Genomic DNA, 22850 nt, shown 5'->3' on the forward strand with positions numbered 1-22850 from the left:
CGAATGTGCATAGGGCAGTGTTTAACAGCATTGGCCCAAAATTTCCCACAAGCCTAGCATTCGCAGCGTTCCGGCACAGACCGGGTCCATATCGAGATGATTTCTATCATGTCCTCCGCTGCATCATTCCGCACAGAAAACGACCTGCTTGGCGCCCTCGAAGTCCCTGCTCAAGCGTATTACGGCATCCAGACCCTGCGAGCGGTGAACAACTTCCGTCTCTCGGGCGTTCCGATTTCGCACTACCCGAAGCTGGTTGTCGGTCTGGCAATGGTCAAACAGGCCGCTGCTGACGCCAACCGTGAGCTGGGTCACCTGAGCGAAGCCAAGCACGCTGCCATCAGCGAAGCCTGTGCACGTCTGATCCGCGGCGATTTCCACGAAGAGTTCGTGGTCGACATGATTCAAGGTGGCGCCGGTACCTCCACCAACATGAACGCCAACGAAGTGATCGCCAACATTGCTCTGGAAGCGATGGGTCACCAGAAAGGCGAGTACCAGTACCTGCACCCGAACGACGACGTCAACATGGCGCAGTCGACCAACGACGCCTACCCGACCGCGATCCGCCTGGGTCTGCTGCTGGGTCACGACGCGCTGCTGGCCAGCCTCGACAGCCTGATTCAGGCATTCGCGGCCAAGGGTCAAGAATTCAACCACGTCCTGAAGATGGGTCGTACCCAGCTGCAAGACGCCGTGCCGATGACCCTGGGTCAAGAGTTCCGCGCTTTCGCCACCACCATGGGCGAAGACCTGGCCCGTCTGAAGACGCTGGCCCCGGAACTGCTGACTGAAGTAAACCTGGGCGGCACTGCGATCGGCACCGGCATCAACGCCGACCCGCGCTATCAGGCCCTGGCCGTACAGCGTCTGGCACTGATCAGCGGTCAACCGCTGGTTCCAGCCGCCGACCTGATCGAAGCCACCTCCGACATGGGCGCCTTCGTGCTGTTCTCCGGCATGCTCAAGCGCACCGCGGTCAAGCTGTCGAAGATCTGCAACGACCTGCGCCTGCTGTCCAGCGGCCCGCGTACCGGCATCAACGAAATCAACCTGCCGGCGCGTCAGCCAGGCAGCTCGATCATGCCAGGCAAGGTCAACCCGGTTATTCCGGAAGCCGTGAACCAGGTGGCATTCCAGGTCATCGGTAACGATCTGGCGCTGACCATGGCAGCCGAAGGCGGCCAACTGCAACTGAACGTGATGGAGCCGCTGATCGCCTTCAAGATCCTCGACTCGATCCGCCTGCTGCAACGCGCCATGGACATGCTGCGCGAGCACTGCATCGTCGGCATCACCGCCAACGAAGCGCGCTGCCGTGAACTGGTCGAACACTCGATCGGTCTGGTCACCGCACTGAACCCGTACATCGGCTACAAAAACGCCACCCGCATCGCCCGTATCGCCCTTGAAAGCGGCCGCGGCGTGCTGGAACTGGTGCGCGAAGAAGGTCTGCTCGACGAAGCCATGCTCGCCGACATCCTGCGCCCGGAAAACATGATTGCTCCGCGTCTGGTGCCTCTGAAAGGCTGATCCGACGCGTTACTTGTAGCACCGCTCACCAGGTCGAGGGACTAGACACCTCTCACCTTTTGAGGGCTTGGAGATCATTCTCCAAGCCCTTTTTTTTAACTATTTGAAAGGACAAACGTCTTCTGTGGGAGCCATCCCGCAAAAGCCCGACGCCGGTAACGTCGGGTGTTTCAAAGCCTCGTTTCGTCGCTTGCACCACAACCGTGCAGACGGGCGCCGCACTGATCGGTATAGTGCCGCCCCTCTTCGCGTGAGCGGTCGTCGGTAACGAGGCCATAACCCATGCGAAACCCGAACTAATAACAAACCCGCGAAATGGAACCGGGACGAAACCCTCGCCTCGCCTGTCGTGCCGAACGCACACCGGTGTAACGCGATGTTTCCGACCATCCAGTATTTGCTTACACAAAAAACAGCGAGGAAAAATCCATGCTCGAAGTCATCAACGACTTCCTCTCAGGGAAAGTACTGATCGTGCTCATTGTCGGGCTCGGTAGCTACTTCACGATTCGCTCGCGTTTCGTTCAATTGCGTCACTTCTTCCACATGTTCGCGGTGTTCCGCGACAGCCTCAAAGGCAGCGCCGGGCAACTCAGCTCGTTCCAGGCCCTGATGCTCAGCCTCGCCGGCCGCGTCGGTGCAGGCAACATCGCCGGTGTCGGCATCGCCGTGACCCTCGGTGGTCCGGGTGCGGTGTTCTGGATGTGGGTGACTGCACTGGTCGGAATGTCCAGCAGCTTCTTCGAATGTACCCTGGCCCAGGTCTACAAGCGCGCCGATGGCGACGGTCTGTACCGTGGTGGCCCGGCCTACTACATCCAGCACGGCCTGAAGCTCAAAGGCATGGCGGTGGTGTTCTCGATCCTGTTGCTGGTCACCTACGGCTTCGCCTTCATTGGCCTGCAGTCCTACACCGTGACCCACTCGCTGCAAAACGCCTTTGCGTTCGACCCGCAACACACCGGTATCGTCCTGGCAGTGCTGCTGGCCATCACCTTCATCGGCGGCATCAAGCGCATCGCTTCGGTGTCCGACCTGCTGGTACCGATCAAGACCCTGGCCTATATCGGCGTGACCCTGTACGTGATCGGCACCCAGATCGAACACGTGCCAGCCATGCTGGAAACCATCTTCAAGAGCGCCTTCGGTCTCGACCCGGCCTTCGGCGGCCTGCTCGGCAGCGCGATTGTCATGGGCGTGAAACGTGGCGTATTCGCCAACGAAGCGGGCCTGGGCAGTGCGCCGAACGTCGCCGCCGTGGCCGCCGTGAAGCACCCGGGCGCTCAGGGCGTGGTTCAGGCGTTCAGTGTGTTCCTCGACACCTTCGTGATCTGCACCTGCACCGCGCTGCTGATCCTGCTGTCGGGCTTCTACACCCCGGGCTTCGAAGGTGACGGCATCGTCCTGACCCAGAACTCGCTGGCCGCCGTGGTCGGTGACTGGGGTCGCATGTTCGTCAGCGTCGCGCTGTCGCTGTTCGTCTTCACTTGCATCCTCTACAACTACTACCTGGGCGAGAACAGCCTGCAGTTCCTCACCCGCAACCGCGCTGCGCTGATGACTTTCCGCGGCCTGGTGCTGGCGCTGGTGGTCTGGGGTTCGATGCAGGATCTGTCGACCGTGTTCGCCTTCGCCGACATCACCATGACCTGCCTGGCCTTCGTCAACCTGATAGCCCTGGCCATGCTGTTCAAGGTCGGCATGCGCGTGATGCGTGACTACGACGAGCAGCGCCGCGCCGGCGTCAGCCAGCCAGTGTTCGACTCCAGCAAATTTACCGATCTGGACCTGGACCTGAAGGCCTGGCCGACCAATCCGTCGGTTGCTGCCAAGGCTGACGCTCAGCCGCAGGGCATCCCCGCAGCGCAACGCTGATCGGGTAAAAACCGGGCGCAGGTCTTGCGCCCGGCGTGACACAAGCGGCGGTCGGCGTCATGCTCGACCGCATGCTGTCTTCGTTCAGGAGAACTCCCCATGAATTCCTCGACCTACCCTGCCGCCCAGCACGTCATGGTGCTGTACACCGGTGGCACCATCGGCATGCAGGCCAGCGCGAACGGCCTGGCCCCGGCTTCCGGTTTCGAAGCGCGGATGCGCGATTACCTGCACAGTCAGCCTGAGCTGGTGGTGCCGCAGTGGCGCTTTCGCGAGATGTCGCCGCTGATCGACAGCGCCAACATGACCCCGACCTACTGGCAGCAACTGCGTGAAGCCGTCGTCGACGCCGTTGATGTGCAAGGCTGCGACAGCGTGCTGATCCTGCACGGCACCGACACCCTGGCCTACAGCGCCGCCGCCATGAGCTTCCAGTTGCTCGGCCTGCATGCCCGCGTGTGCTTCACCGGTTCGATGCTGCCGGCCGGCGTCACCGACAGCGACGCCTGGGAAAACCTCAGCGGCGCGCTGGTCGCCCTCGGCCACGGCCTGGCGCCGGGTGTGCATCTGTATTTCCACGGCGAACTGCTGGCCCCGACCCGTTGCGCGAAAGTGCGCAGCTTTGGCCGTCATCCGTTCAAACGTCTGGAACGTCAGGGCGGCGGCGTGAAAGCCACCTCGCTGCCAGCCGCGCTGAACTACAACCAGCCCAAGCAACTGGCCAGGGTTGCGGTGTTGCCGTTGTTCCCGGGCATCGGCTCCGGGATCATCGACGGCCTGCTCGACAGCGGCATTCAGGGTCTGGTGCTGGAGTGCTACGGCAGCGGTACCGGGCCGAGCGACAATCCAGAGTTCCTCGCCAGCCTCGGCCGTGCGCGGGATAAAGGTGTCGTCGTGGTTGCGGTCACGCAGTGCCATGAAGGTGGTGTGGAACTGGATATCTACGAAGCGGGCAGCCGCTTGCGTGGCGCTGGCGTGTTGTCCGGTGGCGGCATGACCCGTGAGGCGGCGTTCGGCAAGTTGAATGCTTTGCTGGGTGCAGGCCTTGAAACGGCCGAAGTGCGGCGTCTGGTCGAACTCGACCTGTGCGGCGAACTCATCTGATCGCAACAAGCTGTGGGAGCCCCTCTGCTCCCACAGCCCGGCATGCAACTTGCTGCCGTTTCCAGCATCCCAAGGCTGGAAGATCTTATGCTCCACTCCCACCTCACCACACTCAATGCGGTCTCGTTGATCCTCAACACGTTCAAGACCGAAGGCTTGTCCAGTGAAGCGCTGCTCGCCGGCAGCGGCATCAGCGCGGCGGACCTGAGCCGGGCCGACACCCGCATCACCACCAATCAGGAGATGCAGGTCTGCGCCAACGCAGTCGCGCTCAAGCACGACATCGGCCTGGAACTGGGCCGGCGCATGCACGTTTCCTGCTACGGCATCCTCGGTTACGCGCTGCTGACCTGTGCCACCTTCGGTGACGCTTTGCGCCTGGCGATCCGTTATCCGGCGCTGCTGGGAACACTTTTCGAGCTGAGCCTGGAGGACGACGGCGAACGCATCTGGTTCGTCGCTGCCGATTACCGCGAAAGCCCGGGGATGGCGGTGTTCAACGCGGAGTTCTGTCTGGTGTCACTGAAAGTCATCTGCGATGACCTGCTCGGCCATCCACTGCCACTACTCGCCACCCGTTTCGAACACGCCGCGCCGGATTACCGCGACAGCTACGCCGAACACTTCAACGCGCCCCTGCACTTTGGTGCCAAGGACAACGCCTTTGCCTTCGACCGGCGCTGGCTCGATCAGCCGCTGCCGCTGGCCGACATCATCACCCACCAGGCCATGGCCGAACGTTGCCGCAAACAGAACACCGAGTTCACCGGCAGGCAGGCGTGGCTCGGGCGGATCCGCCAGTTGCTGACCGCACAACTCAACGCCGCACCGGGGCTGGAAGGTCTGGCGCAACAGATGAACTGCTCGCCGCGCACCTTGCGCCGGCATCTGAAAGACATGGGTTGCAGCTATCAGGAACTGCTCGACGAACTGCGTTTCGAACGGGCCAAGCAGATGCTTTGCGAGGATCAGTTGCCGATCTACCGCATCGCCGAGACCCTGGGTTTCAGCGAGACCGCGAGCTTCCGCCATGCCTTCATGCGCTGGAGCGGTGTGGCGCCGAGTCAGTTCCGCGCTTGAGATAAATCAGGCATCGCGCCACTGACTGCACTACATTACGCGGCCCGCCCCCATTGCCGGTGTTTTTGCTTGATGCTTCTTTTCCGTCGCTATTCACGCCTCGCCTTGCTCGCTGCACTGTTCAACCTGCCATTGGCCGCGCAGGCCATCGAACTGAACTGGTGGGGGCTCCCGCCGCACTCGGTGGTTGACGCACCCGAATATGGCAAAACCATCATTCCGATCCCCGCCGCGGCTGAAACGCCCGGAGTTGCGAAACCTCTGACAGGCTTGCTCAGCAGCTTTCGCGGTCTGTTCTACCTGAACGTTTACAGCGATGAGAACTACCGCGAACGTGTGCACAAACTGGGACCGATCCCATTGCTCACCGCCGAAGAGTTTCACAGTTGCATCACCGAGTTTCAGTACATGAATCTGAGCTCGTCGGCCATGCGCACCGACATCGCGCCGGGTATCGTGGTCGATACCCTGAGTTTCGACTGTGTCAAAACCAATGGCTGGGAAACCAAGCGCTACCTGCTGATCGACTGGCGCACGCCCGGTGAGCCGTTGATGGCGTTGGGGCGGGTGCGCAACGATCACCTGCTGTCGTTCCAGCCGCTGCAGGAAACCTCTGCAACCGTGCTCGACACCTGGCTCAAAGGCATCGAAGGAGCCCGGGACGCCATGCGTTACAGCGTACCCGACGCCCCTCTGAGTATCGAAGTCGATCCACAGCCCTACCAGGCTGGCGACGGCGCCCTGCAACTGTGGGAGCTGCACCAGCAACTGAGCAAGGCCAGCGACAAAGGCCCTGGACTGAAGAAGGTCGATGAGCTGTTTTTGAACCAGGACTTTCGCCGAATCGGTGCCGATCAGAAAGACTTCCCCGGCCAGCTCAACGACATTGCTTACTGGAAAAGTGACCTGGCGCCAGATGAAGGTTCCCGGCAATGGCTGCTGGAAGTAGCACGTCGCGCACCACAACGCATTCCGGTCTATCTCAACCTCGCGGATCAGGCCTGGAAAGGCTATGAAAAAGCACCCGCCTACACGACCCAGTACGCATTGGCGCAGGAGTATTACCGGATTTACTGCGGTCTGCGCCTGCAGCGAAATCTGAGCGTTCCGGAGCGCGTGGTTCAGAGGCTGGGACTAGCCCAGGCCGAACCTCAGGCCTGCCAGGCACAATGGCCATTGATCGAGGCCGTGGACCAGCAGGACGAACCGCGTGTACGGCAGTTGCTCGACAGTGGCCTCCAGGCCAAAACCCTGGCCGAGGACGGCCGAAGTGCCTTGTTGCACGCACTGGATGCGCCGAACTTCGCCATCGCCCGCCTGCTGCTCGACCGTGGGGCTGAAACCAGCGGCATCAACGGCAGCGAACCGCTGGTGATGCAAGCATTCAACAAAGACCTCAAAGCCGACAAGGATCCGCAACAGGGCCAGCGAACCGAGTTTCTGCTCAATGCCGGCGCCGCCATCGACGAGCCCGATGCACGGGGTGAGACCCTGCTGATGCAACGTACATCGGGTAAAGATGACGAGCTGTTCAACTGGCTGCTCAAGCATCCTCAGAACCTCGATCGCCGACAAAGCAAAGAACAGAGAACCGCGTTGTACGAAGCGATCTACCGCAACAACTATTCGGCAGCAAAACGTCTGGTTGAAGCCGGTGCGCAGCTGAATCTTGTCTACCCTGCCGGACGTTGCCATGAACGAGACCGCCTGGATTCGGTTCTGTACCTCCTCGCGAGCCAGGCCCCCAGAGGCGACATGGATCGAGAGATCGACCACCAGCAGGTCCTTGAGCTGTTCACGCTGATGCTGGAAAAAGGGGCCGACCCAACGCTGGGTGAGCCCTGTACGGACGATGCCTACAGCGCATTGCGCAAGATGCTGGAACAACGACAGCGTCCGGATTGGCTTGAGGTACTTGATCGCCATCAAGCCGCCATTGGCAAAACCGCTACTCGCCTCTGAATCCGAACGGCGCCTCTTCCTGGGGCGCCTTATCCATCCAAGGGGCGAATTTCGGTCAGTTCTTTTGGCCATATCGATCCCCTTTTGGCCGCTCCTGACGTTCTCCGATTCGCCCCGCGCCGCAACACTGGGGTCAACCGAATCAGCCCCTGCGGAGAACAACAAATGCTGACGATCTACTCTGACGATCACCACCTGCACCATGGCCGCTGCGAATTGATCGACGGCCAGCTCAAGCCTTGCTTCGAGATGCCGTCGCGCGCCGACCACGTGCTGCAACGGGTGAAAAACCAAAACCTCGGCCCGGTCGAAGCACCGAAGGATTTCGGCCTCGGGCCGATCGAGCGCATCCACAGCCGCGACTACCTCGACTTCTTCAAAGGCGCCTGGGCGCGCTGGACCGAATTCAACACCGACGGCGACTTGCTGCCCTACACCTGGCCGGCGCGCACCTTGCGTCAGGTCAAGCCGACCAGCCTGCACGGCCAGCTCGGTTATTACAGCTTCGACGGCGGCGCGCCGATCACCGCCGGCACCTGGCAAGCCGCGTACAGCGCGGCGCAAGTGGCGCTGACCGCACAAGCGGAAATCCAGCGCGGTGCGCGCGGAGCCTTCGCCCTGTGCCGTCCGCCGGGACACCACGCCGCCGGCGATTTGATGGGCGGCTACTGCTACCTCAACAACGCCGCCATCGCAGCGCAAGCGTTCCTCGATCAGGGCCACAAGAAGGTCGCGATTCTCGACGTCGATTACCACCACGGCAACGGCACCCAGTCGATTTTCTACGAGCGCAGCGATGTGCTGTTCACCTCGATCCATGGCCACCCGGAAGCGGAATTCCCGTTCTTCCTCGGTTATGAAGATGAGCGCGGCGAAGGGGCCGGTGAAGGCTTCAACTTCAACTATCCGCTGCCGGCGGGTTCCGGCTGGGATGTCTGGAGTGCGGCGCTGGATCAGGCCTGCCAGGAGATCGACAACTACGGCGCCGACATCATCGTCGTGTCGCTGGGCGTCGACACCTTCAAGGACGATCCGATCTCGCAGTTCAAGCTCGACAGCCCGGACTACCTGGCCATGGGCAAGCGCATCGCCGCTCTCGGCAAACCGACCCTGTTCGTCATGGAGGGTGGCTACGCGGTGGAAGAAATCGGCATCAACGCGGTGAACGTGCTCGAAGGTTTCGAACAATGAACAGACTCAAGCACTTCATCGCGCCCGCGCTTTGTGCGGCACTGCTGAGCGGCGCCGCACACGCCGAAGAACGCACCCTGCGCGTCTACAACTGGTTCGACTACATCACCCCCAAGGCACTGGAAGATTTCAAGGCGCAGAACAGCCAGACCAAACTGGTCTACGACATCTTCGACACCAACGAAGCACTGGAGGCCAAGTTGCTGACCGGCAACTCCGGCTATGACGTGGTGGTGCCGTCCAACGTGTTCCTGGCCAAGCAGATCGAGGCCGGGGTGTTCCAGCCGCTGGATCGCAGCCAGTTGCCGAACTGGAACCACCTCGATCCGAAACTGATGAAGCTGATCGAGGCCAACGACCCGGGCAACAAGTTCGCCGTGCCTTACATGTACGGCACCATCCTGATCGGCTTCAACCCGGCCAAGGTCAAGGCTGCACTGGGTGACAACGCGCCGGTGGACAGCTGGGACCTGATCTTCAAGGAGGAGAACATCAGCAAGCTCAAGCAGTGCGGCGTCGCCCTGCTCGACTCGCCATCGGAGATCCTGCCGCTGGCCCTGCAACACCTCGGCCTCGACCCCAACAGCAAGAACCCGGCGGATTACGCCAAGGCCGAAGCCTTGCTGATGAAGATTCGTCCGTACGTGACCTACTTCCATTCGTCCAAATACATGGCCGATATCGCCAACGGTGACATCTGCGTCGCGGTCGGTTATTCGGGCAGCTTCTCGCAAGCCGCCAATCGCGCCAAAGAGGCGAAGAACGGTGTGGTGGTCGACATGCGCCTGCCGAAGGAAGGTGCGCCGATCTGGTTCGACATGCTCGCCATCCCGAAAGGAGCGAAGAACCCGCAGGACGCCTACACCTTCATCAACTACCTGCTGCAACCGCAGGTGATCGCGCCGGTCAGCGACTTTGTCGGTTACCCGAACCCGAACAAGGACGCCACCGAACATGTCGATCCGGCAATCCGCAACAACCCCAACCTGTACCCGACGGATGCGGCGATGAATACGCTCTACACCCTGCAACCGTTGCCGCGTGATGCAGAACGGGCACGCACCCGGGCGTGGACCAAGATCAAGTCCGGCACCTGAAACGTTCCGCCCCACCAAGACCCGCCTCCGCGGGTCTTTTTTTGCCTGCAAGATCTATGTACCGCCGCGTGCCGTGGCCGGAATTTTAATGTGCCGGTTTTCCCCCATGGACACGACCATGACTGAACCTGCCGCCGCCGCTACGCCCAGCGTTTCCCCTCCCTTGCTGAAACAGAGCCGGCTGGTCGAACTGACCGGCCGGGGCTACTCGCTGCATCAAGTCGCCTCGGCGCTGTTGCGCGAAGCACTGATGAAAAGCCATCCCGGCCAACACATCGATCCGGATCGCACGATGCTCGCGACGCCTCTGCGCGAAACCGATGCCACACAGAACGCCACCGGGGTCTTTGCCTTCGAATCCCTGACCCATGCCTTTATCCAGCACTGCTTGAACAGAACCACGGCCGATTACATCGAAGGCGAGCACTTCCTGACCCGCACACCCGACGCCACTCCGCCCATCCTCCTGCCGGTGAGCATGGACGACGTCACCTCGCTGGTGAACGACCTTGCACCGTTTCTGTTCCTCGAATACCAGCAGCGCCAACTCGATTACTGGAATGAGTCCGCCGGCACCCAGCCGCGCTGGCAAGAGCTGTCCGACCTGTTGTGTTCGGCCGCGAATGTGCAGACGGCCAGTGGCTGGGATGCCGACGAGTGCGCACTGGCGCGATTTGTTGCGCAGCATCCGGATCGGGCAGAACGCTCGACAGTGAACAGCGATTTCAGCGGGCTGAAAGCCTGCCTGATGGACATCGACCTGGTTGACGGCAAGGACAGCACGCACCTGCTCATTGCCGGCGCACTGGTGCTGACTGCCACCGTCAAACAGCGGCAACGGATCCTGATGTACACCGTTGCCGATGGCTATGAGTCCTTCGAGTCGCTGGTCGCGCTAGGCGAAACATTGCCACAGCGACTCGATCCCGAGCTGTCCGGGCGCTCCCTGAAATGGCGCCTGATCGAACCCGAAGGGCATATCTTCGACGCCGTTGCACAGGCGCTGATCAGCAATCAGCTCGGCGCGATCGAGGCACTTGACCCCGCCAACCAGTCGATCAGTGCCCATGCCTCCCCCGCAAGACAGAGCCGCGGTCGTTTCAATCCGCTCGAACGAGCCCGGCTCGACCAGTTGGAAGAGGCCATTCCCGATTGGCTGCAAGCCGGCTCCCTCCGTGATCTGCAGGACTATAGTCGCTACATTGCCGAGCTCGGCACCTTGCGTGACGACGTCGAGAAGGGTGTTTTCAGGGATGACGACATTCCCCTGATCAAGCCCTACGCCGAACGCCGCATGCGCGAAGCAATCATCGCCGACAAAAGCGCCGAGGGCGCCGCCGAACTGCCTCTGGAACACCTGCGGATCAGTGTGACCAACAGCCTCGAAAGCGGTGGTTTCACCCTGCCCAATCCATTTGACCGAATACACGAGACCCTGGGTGAGTTCGCCCTGCAAAACGCCCCGCCCTATCTGGCCACGGTCGCCTTCGATGATGGCCACGTCGTACCGGCCTGGCTGACTGTGGATTTTCTGACCACCATCGCCGAAAAAGTCGACATCGGCGGTCATTACCCGCAACTGATCAAACGCGCACTGATCGATGACCCGATCCGGGCGGGCGAGCAAAAGACCCGCTACATGCGCCAGCTGCCGATACTCCTGCCGATGCTTGCACTGGAATGCAAGCTCCAGCACCAGGGCGACGTCGATCAGCAAGGTTATGACTACGTCTGCCAATTGATGGATGCCATCACCCGCAAACTTCCAACAGCCGAACACTCGGTGACGATCCGTCCGTTGGCATTCGTCCCTCGCCGCCGCTTGAGCAGGCGTTCGGACGTTGTCGCCAACATGTTCATCATCTGTCCGCGAGACCATACCCAGGGTCCTTGCCTGTTGTACCGGCCGCTGCTGGATACCCCGTTGATGCAGTTCGCCTCTCTGCAAAACCTGATGTACGCGCTGTATCAGGATGGCGAACTGCGCAATTCGGTATTGGCCTGGCTGGGCAGTGCAGCACTGAGTTTCGAGTACTCACAGTACGCCTTCCCGGTCGGTCTGCCCTCGCCGTGGATCGTCACTCAACTGGCCACCGAACCGTTCATGCACCTTGACCTGACCGGCCCGATCGAACTGGCGGACACCCCCCTCGGCGGCGACATCCTTGCCTCGCTGTACACCGTCAACAGCCAGGCACTGGTCGATCTTGCAAACCGCCAGTCGCAGTCCAACAGCGAACGACGCTGGGCACTTCTGGCGGACAGCGGCTGGGCGATGTTCAGCGTTGCTGCGAACTTCATGAGCGGCGCGGCGGGTACCGCCGTCTGGGTCTGGCAGACCATCACGCAGATCCAGCAGGCGATCGATGCCCATGAACGCGACGACACCCTCGTGGCCTGGCAATCCACCGCCGATGTTCTGCTGACGCTCGGCATCATCCTGACCCAACGCGTCGTGGCGCGACGCAACCGCTCGTGGCTGCCGCACCAGAAGGAATCCCGCGAAACGGCCCGACTGTCGCCGGAGAAAGAGGAGTCCGCACCAGAAGTCACACCGTCAGTCACGCTCGACCCGGTTGCCATCACTGGCGAGGTGCCTGCCGCGCATCTCACCCAACTCGAGCAAGGGACACTGCTGCGACCCGACACCAGCGCACGCTTCATCGCGATGCTCGACCGCTTCAAGATCGCCACACCTGACTTGAGCGGGAAACAGGCCTCACCAGTCACTCACCTGTACACCCTCGACGGCAAGACCTGCGCCCGGGTCGGTACGCGCTGGTTCCAGGTGATCGCCCGGGCAGACGAGCCGGTGCATATCGTCGATCCGGCCGATCCACTGCGTATCGGCATGGCGCTGACATACGACGAGACTGCCGGGCAATGGCACTGGGACCCGAAACTGCGCTTGCGCGGCGGCATGCCGAAAAGCCGGATCGAGGCGTTCCGCCGCTCCAAAAAGCAGTCAATGGAGGCTGCCTGGACTGAGCTGGAGCAATTTGAAGCACACGAAACAGAGGCGAAAACACAACTGCTGCGAGCGCTGGTAGCCCTTCCACGGGACACCAGCGAAGCCGGCTTCGAGCACTCCGCATCCGTCTATCTGGACAGGGCCACGAAGCTGGGCAATGAGTACACCCAGGCGCTGGACCAGCTCGAAAGCTGGCGTCTGGCGGGTGGCGGTGGCTCGGTACACCAGGCCAGACTGATGAGCCTGACCCTGGGTCAGCACCGCTGTTTCGGCTCGTGGCTGCGGGTGAAAATGCGGATGTACGCCAAGACCACACAGATCTTTGTCGACAGCGCGAACCAACACACACTGGTACCACGCAAGCAACAGATCGAAATCGCCACCGTCGCCACCGCGTTGAGCGACGAAATGATTGGCACCCTGCAGACCCTGGATCGCTCGCTCCAGATATTGAACAGCCATTCAGCCAAGGCCAGAGAAGTGGCCACGAGGCTGGAATTGCTGCTGCCAGACTTCAACACACTCGATCTCAAGGCCAATGAAATCGGCATGTCCTACGAGCGCTGTGTGGAGGAGAAGCCAGGAGCCGCCATGAACGCCGCCCGCGCCGCGATCGGGATCATCACGGCCACGGCTGCCGATGCCAGTCATGAGCTGATCCTGCTGAGTAAAAACGCGGTGATCGCAAACGGACAACACGCGCGAATCGAACGTTTGTCGCAGTGGAACGATCTCTTCGCCAGCCTCGGTGAACGCGTGGAGCAATTGCCTGCGGCCCATCCCGGCCAGTTCGTTCAGGCCAGGCTCGACAGGGTTCGCGAGCTGATCGGCGAGTTTCATGAAGTGGCCCGCGAACGCCTGACCACAGAATTGCCCGAACCGGAAGAACGACCCGCCCCCGTCAAGTCCCGGCCGCAGCCTTCAACGTCGCAGCCGAAAGTGAAGGTGAGCAAAAGTCGTCCACGCCCCGAAACAGGTGAGTCAGCCCCCATGGCCCAGAGCGGCGAGTCGGAGGCCGAGACATCGTTCGTCAAACTCACCGCGCAAAGACCCGAACCGACGGCGCCCGCCGATGACGAGGGTATTGTTTCAGCGGCAATGGCGCTTGAAGCGAACATCGAGAGCTTCAACAGGAAAACCCGCGAGGACGCCAAGCGACCGGGGCGTATTCCCGCTGACATCCGCGACATGTTCGAACAGCAAGTCGACCGCCTCAAACAGATGGCCATCGACGTCGACAGCGCGATCACCCGAAAAAAAAATGCCAGGAAGGATCCTTGGCCCATCGCCTCCCTCATCCCAAGCCTGCGCGAAGGCGCAACCCGCACCCACGCCGACGGCATTGCGACCTACGCAACCATGCTCAAACAACGCAAACCTCGGGAAACCTATTTCCACTGGCTGCACGACAACGGGCAGGTCAACGTGATCAAGGACCCACGCGGACGCATTCGCACCCGGCATCGCGGGGACTACTTTCAGGAGTACCGGATTCTCGACAAGGCCAACGCAAACAAACCGCTATGGGTGGCGCACTTTCATTACGACCAGCTCGGGGATGCGGATGAGCTGTACACCATCGCCCACCTGAAATTCGCCGATGCGTATCTGCAAACGCTGGATGACAAGACCCGCCAGACACTGGACACCTTCGACGCCGTCGACAATGCACTACGGCGTATCGTCGATCCGCAGGTGCGCGACCTGTTCCTCAAACCACAGGCGGACGCTCGACCGAAAGATGATTAACTGCGCCAGACTTCGCGCAAGCGGGCCAGAGCCGACTCGATCGCCGGCTCCGGCACCGCCGCGAAACCCAGCACCAGACCGGCGCGCTGATCGATCGGCGTCGTCGAGTCCGGCAGCCAGTACTTGCTCAAGCCATGGACTTCCACCCCGACGCTGGCGGCCTGTTCGATCAATTGCTGTTCGCGGGCCACGCTGTCGACCGCCACCGTCAAATGAAGTCCGGCGGACACGGCCGGCAGTTCGCCGACACCCGCCAAACCCTGGGGCCAACCATTGATGAGCGCATTGCGCCGGCTGAGTGCAGCACGGCGCATCCGCCGGATGTGTCGCTGAAAGTGCCCGGCCGCCATGAACTCGGCCATCACCGCCTGGGTGCTCACCTCGGAATGCCGGACATCCACCGCACGCCGCTGTGCAAAGGCCTCCACCAACCCCGGCGGCAACACCAGATAACCCAGGCGCAGCGCCGGGAACGCGACTTTGCCGAAGGTGCCGACGTACAGCACGCGACCCTGGCGATCGAGCGCAGCCAACGGGGCCAATGGCGCGCCGGTGTAGCGATATTCGCCGTCGTAATCGTCCTCGACGATCCAGCCCCCGGTGCGCTCGGCCCAGGCCAGCAATTCCAGGCGTCGCGCCAGGCTCATCACCACCCCGGTCGGGTATTGATGAGACGGCGTGACATAGGCCACCCGGCAATCTTCGGCGGCCGCCAGTGCTGCGCAATCGATGCCCTCCTCATCCACCGCAATGCCGTGCAATCGACCACCGGCCAATGCGAACGCATGACCCGCTGCGCGGTAGCCGGGATTCTCGATGCCGACCCCGGCGCCTGGCTCCACCAACAACTGTGCACAAAGGCTGATTCCTTGCTGTGCGCCACTGGTGATCACAATTTGCTCAGCCGAGCACTGCATGCCCCGCGAACTGCGCAAATAGGCAGCGATCAGTCCACGCAACCGCGCATCGCCCGCCGGGTCGCCGTAACACAGTTGCTGCAAATCGGGTTTACGCCAGAACGCCGCATTCAGCTTGGCCCAGACGTCGAACGGGAACAGATCGAACGCCGGAACACCCACCCTGAAAGCCCGTGGCGGACCACTCGGCGGCGTAGGCAAATGGTTCTGTTCAAGCCGCTGCATCGCACCGCTGTGGATAACTTTGCTGGATAAATCCCCAGTGGAATCGACCGGTTTTGTGGATAAGGCTGTGGGTAAGCCTGTTGAAAACCCTGTGGATACTTTTGTGGATAATTTTTTCGTCGGTGTCGTCGATTGGGGCAACTGCGCCACATAAGTACCGTCCCCGACCCGCCCTTCGATGAAACCTTCGGCATACAGCTGATCGTAGGCGCGCACCACACTGTTGCGGGAAATCCCCAGCGCTGCCGCCAGATCGCGACTGGCCGGCAGGCGTGTGCCGCTGGCCAGGCGCCCGTCGAGCACCCGCAGGCGCAAGGCCTGATAGAGCTGACGGCTCAGGCCTTTACGGCGGTCGAGCTCAATGCCAGCAGGGTTGAACGGCAGCGACAGCGTGGTCGAATCGGGCATGGCAATGGACCTATGAAATTGGTCATCAATGGCTCTTACAACAGACCAATAGCCTGCCTACGATGCAGGCATTCGCCAAGGAAAATTTCTCCATGTACACGCCCCGCGCCTTTGCCATCGACGACTTGTCCCAACTGCACGAACTGATCCTCGCCACCCGCCTCGCCATTCTGGTGACTCACGGCGAACAGGGCTTGCAGGCCAGCCATGTGCCAGTGCTGCTGCATCGTGAACAAGGCCCGAACGGCACGCTGTACGGGCATCTGGCCAAGGCCAATCCACAGTGGAAAGACCTGCGCGACGGCGCCGAGGCCATGCTGATTTTTCCCGGTGCCGATGCCTATGTCAGCCCGGGTTTTTATCCGAGCAAGGCCGAGCACGGCAAAGTCGTGCCGACCTGGAACTACGTCGCCGTCCACGCCTATGGCCACGCCGAAACCTTCAGCGATGGCGGTCGTCTGCTGGACATTGTCAGCACCCTCACCAATCGCCATGAGGCCGGCCGCGCCCAGCCCTGGTCGGTCGACGATGCACCGGCCGATTACATCGACGGCATGCTCAAGGCCATCGTCGGGTTTGCCATTCCGATCGACCGTCTCGAAGGCAAGCGCAAGCTCAGCCAGAACCGCAGCCCCGAAGACATCGCCGGCGTGCGCGAAGGCCTGGCCGCCAGCCCCGACATCAACGATCAAACCCTCGCTCACTTGATGCGTTAAGGAAATCACCATGAGTCAGATCGACATTCGCCCGGTCAGCGCCGCCGATCACGCGGCCTGGCTGCCGCTGTGGCAGGCCTACCTGCGCTTCTACAACACTGAATTGCCGGACGCCGTCAGCCAAAGCACCTGGCAGCGTTTTCTCGACCCGAACGAACCGACCCACGCCGCCCTCGCCTGGGCCGACGGCAAAGCGGTGGGCATGGTGCATTTCATCTACCATCGTTCGAACTGGAGCATCGAAAACTCCTGCTACCTGCAAGACCTGCTGGTGGAGCCGCAAACCCGTGGCACCGGCGTCGGTCGTCTGCTGATCGAACACGTCTACGCCACCGCCAAGGCCGACGGTTGCTGCAAGGTGCACTGGCTGACCCACGAAACCAACGCCACCGCGATCCAGCTCTACGAACGCATCGCCGAGCGTCCGGGTTTCATCCAGTTTCGCAAAGCCATTTAAGGAGCCACGCGCATGACGATTTCTCTCGCCGACTGGAAAGGCGTGCCGCCGCCCTCCACCACCCTGATCGAAGGCCGCTTCATCCGCCTGGAAAAACTCGACCCGGCGCGCCATGGCGACGACCTGTTCAACGCCCTGCAAGGCCCGGGCGCCGACCCGAAACTCTGGGATTACTTGCCCTACGGCCCGTTTCCGGAGCGCAGTGCTTTCAATGACTGGCTGAACAACCATGCTGCCCACAGCGACCCGTACTTCTTCAGCGTCATCGACCGCGCCAGCGGCCAGGTGCAAGGCATCCTCAGCCTGATGTCGATCGTCCCGGCCCAGGGCCGCATCGAAATCGGCCACGTCACCTTCGGCGCGCCGATGCAGCGCTCGCCGAAAAGCACCGAGGCGGTCTACCTGCTGGCCAAGGAATCCTTCGCCCTCGGCTACCGTCGCCTCGAATGGAAATGCAACAACGGCAACGCCCGCTCCAAATACGCGGCCGAGCGGTTGGGTTTCAGCTTCGAAGGTGTGTTCCGCCAGCACATGGTGGTCAAGGGCCAGAACCGTGATACCGCGTGGTACTCGATCCTGGACTCGGAATGGCCGGCGATTGCGGCCGGGTTCGCGCGCTGGCTGAGCGACGAGAATCAGACGGCTGAGGGGCAGGTGAAAGGCTTGGTTGAGTGCCGCGCTTAAAGCTCAATCGAAATCAAGTATGTTGCGTTGCGGGTTCAGTTGTTATCGCGTCGAACCCGCACCACACCCATCTTCAGCCCGAACGGGCGAAACACGGCGTTCAGCGATTTGAGCGTCTGATTACCCTCTCCATGTTCGATGTGCACCAACGTACGCACCGAAATCTTGCACATCCTCGCAAACTGGGTCTGATGCAACCCGGTCACCTCCACGCGCAAACGGCGAACGGCTTCACCGATTTCCACTGTTCCTTGAGCCAGTGCTTCTTGAATGCTTTCGATGAGCACGGTGCGCTCGGCGACGGTCATGCTCATTTCAGATCCCACTCTTTCAATCGTTGCTCCAGGTTTTTCAGGTGAACGCCCGGATGATTCATTGTCCGCTCAGGCAAACCGCTGGCGCTCAAGATGTCCGGCAACTCGGCCAGGCACTGCGCATCTTCACGCAATCGCTCGAAAGACTCCGGCGCGTCGGACAACGCTGCCAATGGATCATCAGGATCGGAAATGTCCGCCAATGCGCGGCATACGCCCCGCCAATCGACATCCCCCGCCCTCTCCAGCTCTTTTGGCCATTTGGTCGTGCGAGTTACCCCTTCGTCATCCATGACCATGGGAGCCAGGTCATAAATGGGGGCCAGACGATACGAGTCCACATCGCGAATGATTGCAGTGTTGCGACCGTGGTTATCCGAGTTGCCAAGAATTTTGTTGATCAGATCCCGGCGTAAATAGTCCGCCACCAACGCCGGAATCTGATCCGCTTGCCCCGCTTTGCGCCACAGCTTGGCGAGCATGCGAATGACATCCATATGATTCATAGCGCTTCCCGGCGTCGTCACCTCGGCCAGCGAGTAGATCGACTCCACGGCAAAACGCTCTACACCTTGCTCTGTCACCTGGCGATCAAAACGCTGCATCCACAAGCTGGGCTTGTTCGCTTCCTCTAACGCCAGACCTTCTGCTGCGACGGTTTCGATACCAAGCGCCTGAAGCGCCTGGTAGTAGTGGAACTCGCTGCGCAGGATGTCTTGATCGGTTTGACTGCCTTTATTCCGGGCGAATTTCACAAACCAATGCTGGCGGACGTTTTCATCATCCAGCACTGCATCGGGGTACAAAAGACCGGCGCGATCCTCAGCCAGAAGAATCTTGGGCGCTTCGCCTCCGGCCCCTGTCGCACCGCCAATCGCAGCCCCCATTTCATAGGCGTATTCAAGAAACCGGTGGTCACGGCTGATGACCTCCCGGCGCTCAAACCCGATGGGCTTGCGCTCATCGACAACCTCGGCTGATTCTTTTATTCGCATGTTGCCGATCGGAGCCGGAGTGCAGCGTCCGAGCAGATAAAGATCGGCACCGATGTCTGCAGGTTTCTCCTGCCCCAGACGTGCGAGGAGAAACCTTTTAGCGGCGCCTGCCGGTGCAATGTCATGCATGAATGCAGGCGTGATGGATCGCCGACCTTCCCAATCCAGGGGATACAACGCACTCACGGCCTTGGAAAAAGGAGATCCGATGGCCTCAATGTTTGAGACCAGATACGCCGTCTCATAACCAAAACTGCAACGGCTTTCGAAACCTTTGTCGGGCGCGTCGAAACTCAACACCATCGCGTCGTGCCATTTGCCGGCGTCGAATATCTGCAATGTCAGGTTGTGCATGCGGTCATCACCTGCAATTAAATGCATTCCGACAAATAATTCGTCGATCTAAACTGCAATATAGTGCATTCGTGAAGAAAAATGAGGCACTTTATCTGCAGTAAAGTGCAGATAAGGCATCTGAACTTCGCGATAGATGCAAAATAATGCAGATGCAGCCGAGTTCGTCACGGACATCATTCTGTAAAAACCCTCCGCTATACAGAACGCCCCGCTTAGAACAAAAAGGACGTTCTCACCATGTCGTTCCCGCCTCAGCGCCTGTCGCTCGCCACCGCCCTGTTGATCGCCACGAGCGCCGCCCACGGCAAGACCGTGCAAATCGACACCGCCACCACCGCGTCGCAGACATTGGGCGGCAACGACACCCTGACGATTTCGGCGCCGGGCAGCATTACCAACAGCGGCAAGGCCGTGAGTCTCAAGGATGGCACCAGCGGTGTCGGCGTGATCATCGATAACGCCGGCAAGATCATTTCCAGCGGTGGCCGGGCGATTGATAGCAGCGGCGATTTGACCCAGGCGCGCAATTACGCCATCTACAACCGCAGCGGCGGACAGATTCTCGGCTCCAACGACGCGATTCGCATCGACAGCAACTTCGTCAGCGGCAGCCTGTTGATCGACAACAGCGGCACCATTCGCTCGACCACCGGCCAGGGCCTGGATCTGGATGCGTTGCGCAGCGACGGGGTGAAAAGCACCATCATCAACCGCGCAGGCGGGCTGATTCGCGGCGACGCCAGCGACGGCATGAAGACCGGCGCCAACGCGACCATCAGCAACTATGGCGAGATCTCGACCGGTGACTCGCACAACGCCGACCAGAAGTTCGACGGCATCGATATCGACACCGCAACCGGTGTCAGCGTGACCAACTACGGCGTGATTTCCGGCGGCCGACATGGCATCACCACCGACCTCGGGGCGACGCTGGTCAACTACGGGCAGATCACCGGGCGCAATGGTTCCGGTTTCGGTTCCGACGGCGACGGCACGGTGATCAACCACGGCACCATCACTGGTGCGTATTCCGGGTTGCAGCCCAACGGCGACGGTGACGGCGTGGACATCGACAAAATCGCCCACATCGAAAACTACGGCACCATTCAAGGCGTTGGCGCCGGCGGTGTGGACAAGGGTGGTTTCGCCAACGGCAGTGAAGGCATCGCGCTGGGCGGCGGTTACATTCTCAACGCCAAGAGTGCCCTGATCAGCGGTGCCAACAGCGCCATTCTGGTGGACGACGGCAGCGGCGGTTCGGGGCTGGCGGCCACCACGCTGGAAAACTACGGCACCATTCAAGGGCTCGACGGTTTCGGCGTGAAGTTCGTCGGTGAGTTCGCCGACAACGTGATCAACGGCGGCACGATCACCGGCAGCAACGGCCTGGCGCTGGACCTGGGCGGTGGCAACGACAGCCTGACACTGCGCAACGGCAGCCGCTTTGTCGGCGTGGTCGATGGCGGCACCGGTTACGACCGGGTAGTGATGGACGACGCGGCGGGCGGCAGCTTCGGTAACAGCCTCAATTTCGAATGGCTGGAGGTCAAACAAGGCGCCTGGACCCTCACCGGCAGCGGCGATTTCAGCGACGGCGGTGCCGTGCGCAACGGCGCCACCCTGATCAACCAGGGCGGCATCGCCGGCAACCTGACCGTGGACGCCGGTGGTGTGTATGCCGGCGGTGGTTCGGTGAGCAACCTCAACCTGAATGGCACGTTGCGCACTGACACCCGGCTCGGTACAGCAACCATCGTGCACGACTTGAACATGGGCAGCGCATCCACCCTCGCCTACGGCGTCAACGCCGATGGCAGCAGCGCGCCGGTCCAGGTCGGCGGCACGGCCAACCTCAATGGCGCGACACTGGCGGTCAATCCCGGCAGCGGCACGTATCCGTGGCAGAGCCATTACACGGTGCTGCAGGCTGCGCGGGTCAACGGTACGTTTGGCGCGGTCACCAGCGACTACGCGTTCCTCACGCCAACCCTCGCCTACACGCCGACTCAGGTCGACCTGACCTACACCCGCAACGACGTGGCGTTCAATGAATTCGCCGCCACCGGTAACGGCAGCAACGCGGCCAACAGCCTGGCCTCGATGGGCAAGAACAATGCGCTGTACAACGCCTTGCTCAACACCACTCAAAGCAGTGCAGGCGCAGCCATCGAGCAACTGGCCGGCGCCAGCAACGCCAACCTGACCAGCGCCACCCTCGGCGCCAGCAGCCAGGTCGGCAGCAGCATGCTCTCGGCGATGCAACAGATGGGCGGCAGTCCCGGCTTGATGGTCGGCCTCGATCAGCGCGACACACCGATCCTCGCCGCCAACGGCGTACCGGCCGCAGCCCGAAACCTGAATGATCCCAATGCTCAGGGCCGGCTCTGGCTGCAAGCCATCGGCGGCTACGGCAAGCTCGATGGCGAACATGGCAATGGCAGTCTGGAACAACGCACCAAGGGCAGCGTGCTCGGTGCCGACTGGGCGCTGAATCCACAATGGCGACTGGGCGTGCTCGGTGGTTATTCGAAGACCGATCTGGACGCCACCGGCGTCGATGGCAATGTCGAAAGCTGGCACGCCGGGGTCTATGCCCAGCATCAAAACGGCCCGATAGCCTTGCGTCTGGGCGCGGCTTACAGCGGTCATCAGGGCGAGAGCAAACGCACAATTGCGTTCAACGGTTTCAGTGACCGCCCCAAAGGCGATTACGACGCCAACAGCCAGCAAGCCTTCGCCGAACTCGGCTACGCCATGGGCAGCGGGCGGCTCAGCGCCGAACCGTTCGCCAGCCTCGGCTACCAGCGCTATCACCGCGACCGCTATCAGGAAAAGGGTGGCGCGGCGGCGTTACAAGTCGACAGTCAGACTCAGGACAACTTCAGCAGCACCGTCGGTCTGCGCCTGGCGCACCTGAACTCGCTCGAAAACGGTATGAGCCTGACCCCGCGCATGGCCGCAGGCTGGAAACACACGTATGGCGATGTCAGCAGCTCGACCCGTCAGGCATTTGTCGTGGGCGGTACCGCGTTCAGCGTCGATGGCAGCTCGCTGGATCGTGACAGCCTGGTTCTCGAGGCTGGGCTGGACCTGGGCGTTTCGGCGCGGCATACGCTGGGGCTCGGCTACAGCGGCGAGATTGGCAATAACAGTCGCAATCACGGGTTGATCGGGCAGTGGCAGATGAGTTTCTGAGGTTTCGCCAATCGATACTT

General features: G+C 61.4%; 15 protein-coding genes. 12 read left to right on the forward strand and 3 right to left on the reverse strand.

The window, feature by feature from the left end; genetic code table 11:
- The first annotated feature begins 108 nt into the window (after nucleotides 1-108).
- The 8 genes from aspA to AC1RMX_RS02735 all read left to right on the forward strand — a co-directional run bounded on the left by aspA (nucleotide 109) and on the right by AC1RMX_RS02735 (nucleotide 14562).
- On the forward strand, nucleotides 109-1533 hold the full coding sequence (gene aspA / locus AC1RMX_RS02700; protein WP_096817152.1) for an aspartate ammonia-lyase: 1425 nt from the start codon (nucleotides 109-111) through the stop codon (nucleotides 1531-1533).
- A gap of 429 nt (nucleotides 1534-1962) precedes the next feature.
- On the forward strand, nucleotides 1963-3408 hold the full coding sequence (locus AC1RMX_RS02705; RefSeq protein ID WP_493070316.1) for an alanine/glycine:cation symporter family protein: 1446 nt from the start codon (nucleotides 1963-1965) through the stop codon (nucleotides 3406-3408).
- Between the two features lie 99 nt (nucleotides 3409-3507).
- Nucleotides 3508-4512: an asparaginase gene (locus AC1RMX_RS02710; protein ID WP_493070318.1), complete on the forward strand. Its 1005-nt coding sequence runs from the start codon at nucleotides 3508-3510 to the stop codon at nucleotides 4510-4512.
- Nucleotides 4513-4599: 87 nt separating this feature from the next.
- Nucleotides 4600-5592 (forward strand): AraC family transcriptional regulator, encoded by a 993-nt coding sequence (locus AC1RMX_RS02715; RefSeq protein ID WP_096817146.1) that lies wholly within the window; start codon nucleotides 4600-4602, stop codon nucleotides 5590-5592.
- Nucleotides 5593-5664: 72 nt separating this feature from the next.
- The gene (locus tag AC1RMX_RS02720) at nucleotides 5665-7554 is read left to right on the forward strand and encodes an ankyrin repeat domain-containing protein (RefSeq protein WP_493070320.1); all 1890 of its coding nucleotides are present in this window, start codon (nucleotides 5665-5667) and stop codon (nucleotides 7552-7554) included.
- Between the two features lie 165 nt (nucleotides 7555-7719).
- Entirely contained in the window at nucleotides 7720-8745 is a 1026-nt protein-coding gene (locus AC1RMX_RS02725; RefSeq protein WP_007954279.1) for a histone deacetylase family protein, read from the forward strand.
- Nucleotides 8742-9842, forward strand: coding sequence for a polyamine ABC transporter substrate-binding protein (locus AC1RMX_RS02730; RefSeq protein ID WP_096817142.1), 1101 nt, complete (start codon nucleotides 8742-8744; stop codon nucleotides 9840-9842). The genes AC1RMX_RS02725 and AC1RMX_RS02730 overlap by 4 nt, the downstream gene beginning before the upstream one ends.
- Nucleotides 9843-9960: 118 nt before the next feature.
- Nucleotides 9961-14562: a dermonecrotic toxin domain-containing protein gene (locus tag AC1RMX_RS02735; protein WP_493070322.1), complete on the forward strand. Its 4602-nt coding sequence runs from the start codon at nucleotides 9961-9963 to the stop codon at nucleotides 14560-14562.
- Here the strand turns inward: AC1RMX_RS02735 and pdxR are convergent.
- Nucleotides 14559-16112, reverse strand: a complete 1554-nt coding sequence (gene pdxR, locus AC1RMX_RS02740) for a MocR-like pyridoxine biosynthesis transcription factor PdxR (RefSeq protein WP_493070324.1) — start codon at nucleotides 16110-16112, stop codon at nucleotides 14559-14561. The genes AC1RMX_RS02735 and pdxR overlap by 4 nt on opposite strands.
- Nucleotides 16113-16204: 92 nt before the next feature.
- On the opposite strand from pdxR, the gene AC1RMX_RS02745 reads away from it, so the two are divergent.
- The 3 genes from AC1RMX_RS02745 to AC1RMX_RS02755 are packed head-to-tail and all read left to right on the forward strand — an operon-like array spanning nucleotide 16205 to nucleotide 17969.
- Nucleotides 16205-16828 carry an FMN-binding negative transcriptional regulator gene (locus AC1RMX_RS02745; protein WP_096817136.1) on the forward strand — a complete coding sequence of 208 codons (624 nt, stop codon included), beginning with the start codon at nucleotides 16205-16207 and terminating at the stop codon, nucleotides 16826-16828.
- A gap of 10 nt (nucleotides 16829-16838) precedes the next feature.
- Nucleotides 16839-17285: a GNAT family N-acetyltransferase gene (locus AC1RMX_RS02750; protein WP_011336633.1), complete on the forward strand. Its 447-nt coding sequence runs from the start codon at nucleotides 16839-16841 to the stop codon at nucleotides 17283-17285.
- A gap of 12 nt (nucleotides 17286-17297) precedes the next feature.
- Complete coding sequence (locus tag AC1RMX_RS02755; RefSeq protein WP_493070326.1) at nucleotides 17298-17969, forward strand: GNAT family N-acetyltransferase; 672 nt, start codon at nucleotides 17298-17300, stop codon at nucleotides 17967-17969.
- 35 nt (nucleotides 17970-18004) lie between these two features.
- On the opposite strand, the gene AC1RMX_RS02760 is transcribed toward AC1RMX_RS02755, so the two are convergent.
- Both AC1RMX_RS02760 and AC1RMX_RS02765 read right to left on the reverse strand, forming a co-directional pair.
- Nucleotides 18005-18283 carry a helix-turn-helix domain-containing protein gene (locus tag AC1RMX_RS02760; protein ID WP_096817132.1) on the reverse strand — a complete coding sequence of 93 codons (279 nt, stop codon included), beginning with the start codon at nucleotides 18281-18283 and terminating at the stop codon, nucleotides 18005-18007.
- Complete coding sequence (locus AC1RMX_RS02765; RefSeq protein WP_493070328.1) at nucleotides 18280-19632, reverse strand: HipA domain-containing protein; 1353 nt, start codon at nucleotides 19630-19632, stop codon at nucleotides 18280-18282. The genes AC1RMX_RS02760 and AC1RMX_RS02765 overlap by 4 nt, the downstream gene beginning before the upstream one ends.
- Before the next feature lie 240 nt (nucleotides 19633-19872).
- Between AC1RMX_RS02765 and AC1RMX_RS02770 the strand changes: the two genes are divergently transcribed.
- A complete protein-coding gene (locus AC1RMX_RS02770) occupies nucleotides 19873-22830 on the forward strand; it encodes an autotransporter outer membrane beta-barrel domain-containing protein (protein WP_493070330.1) in 2958 nt (985 codons plus the stop codon).
- Nucleotides 22831-22850: the final 20 nt, after the last annotated feature.

The organism is Pseudomonas sp. GW822-FHT03F04 (genome assembly GCF_058801405.1).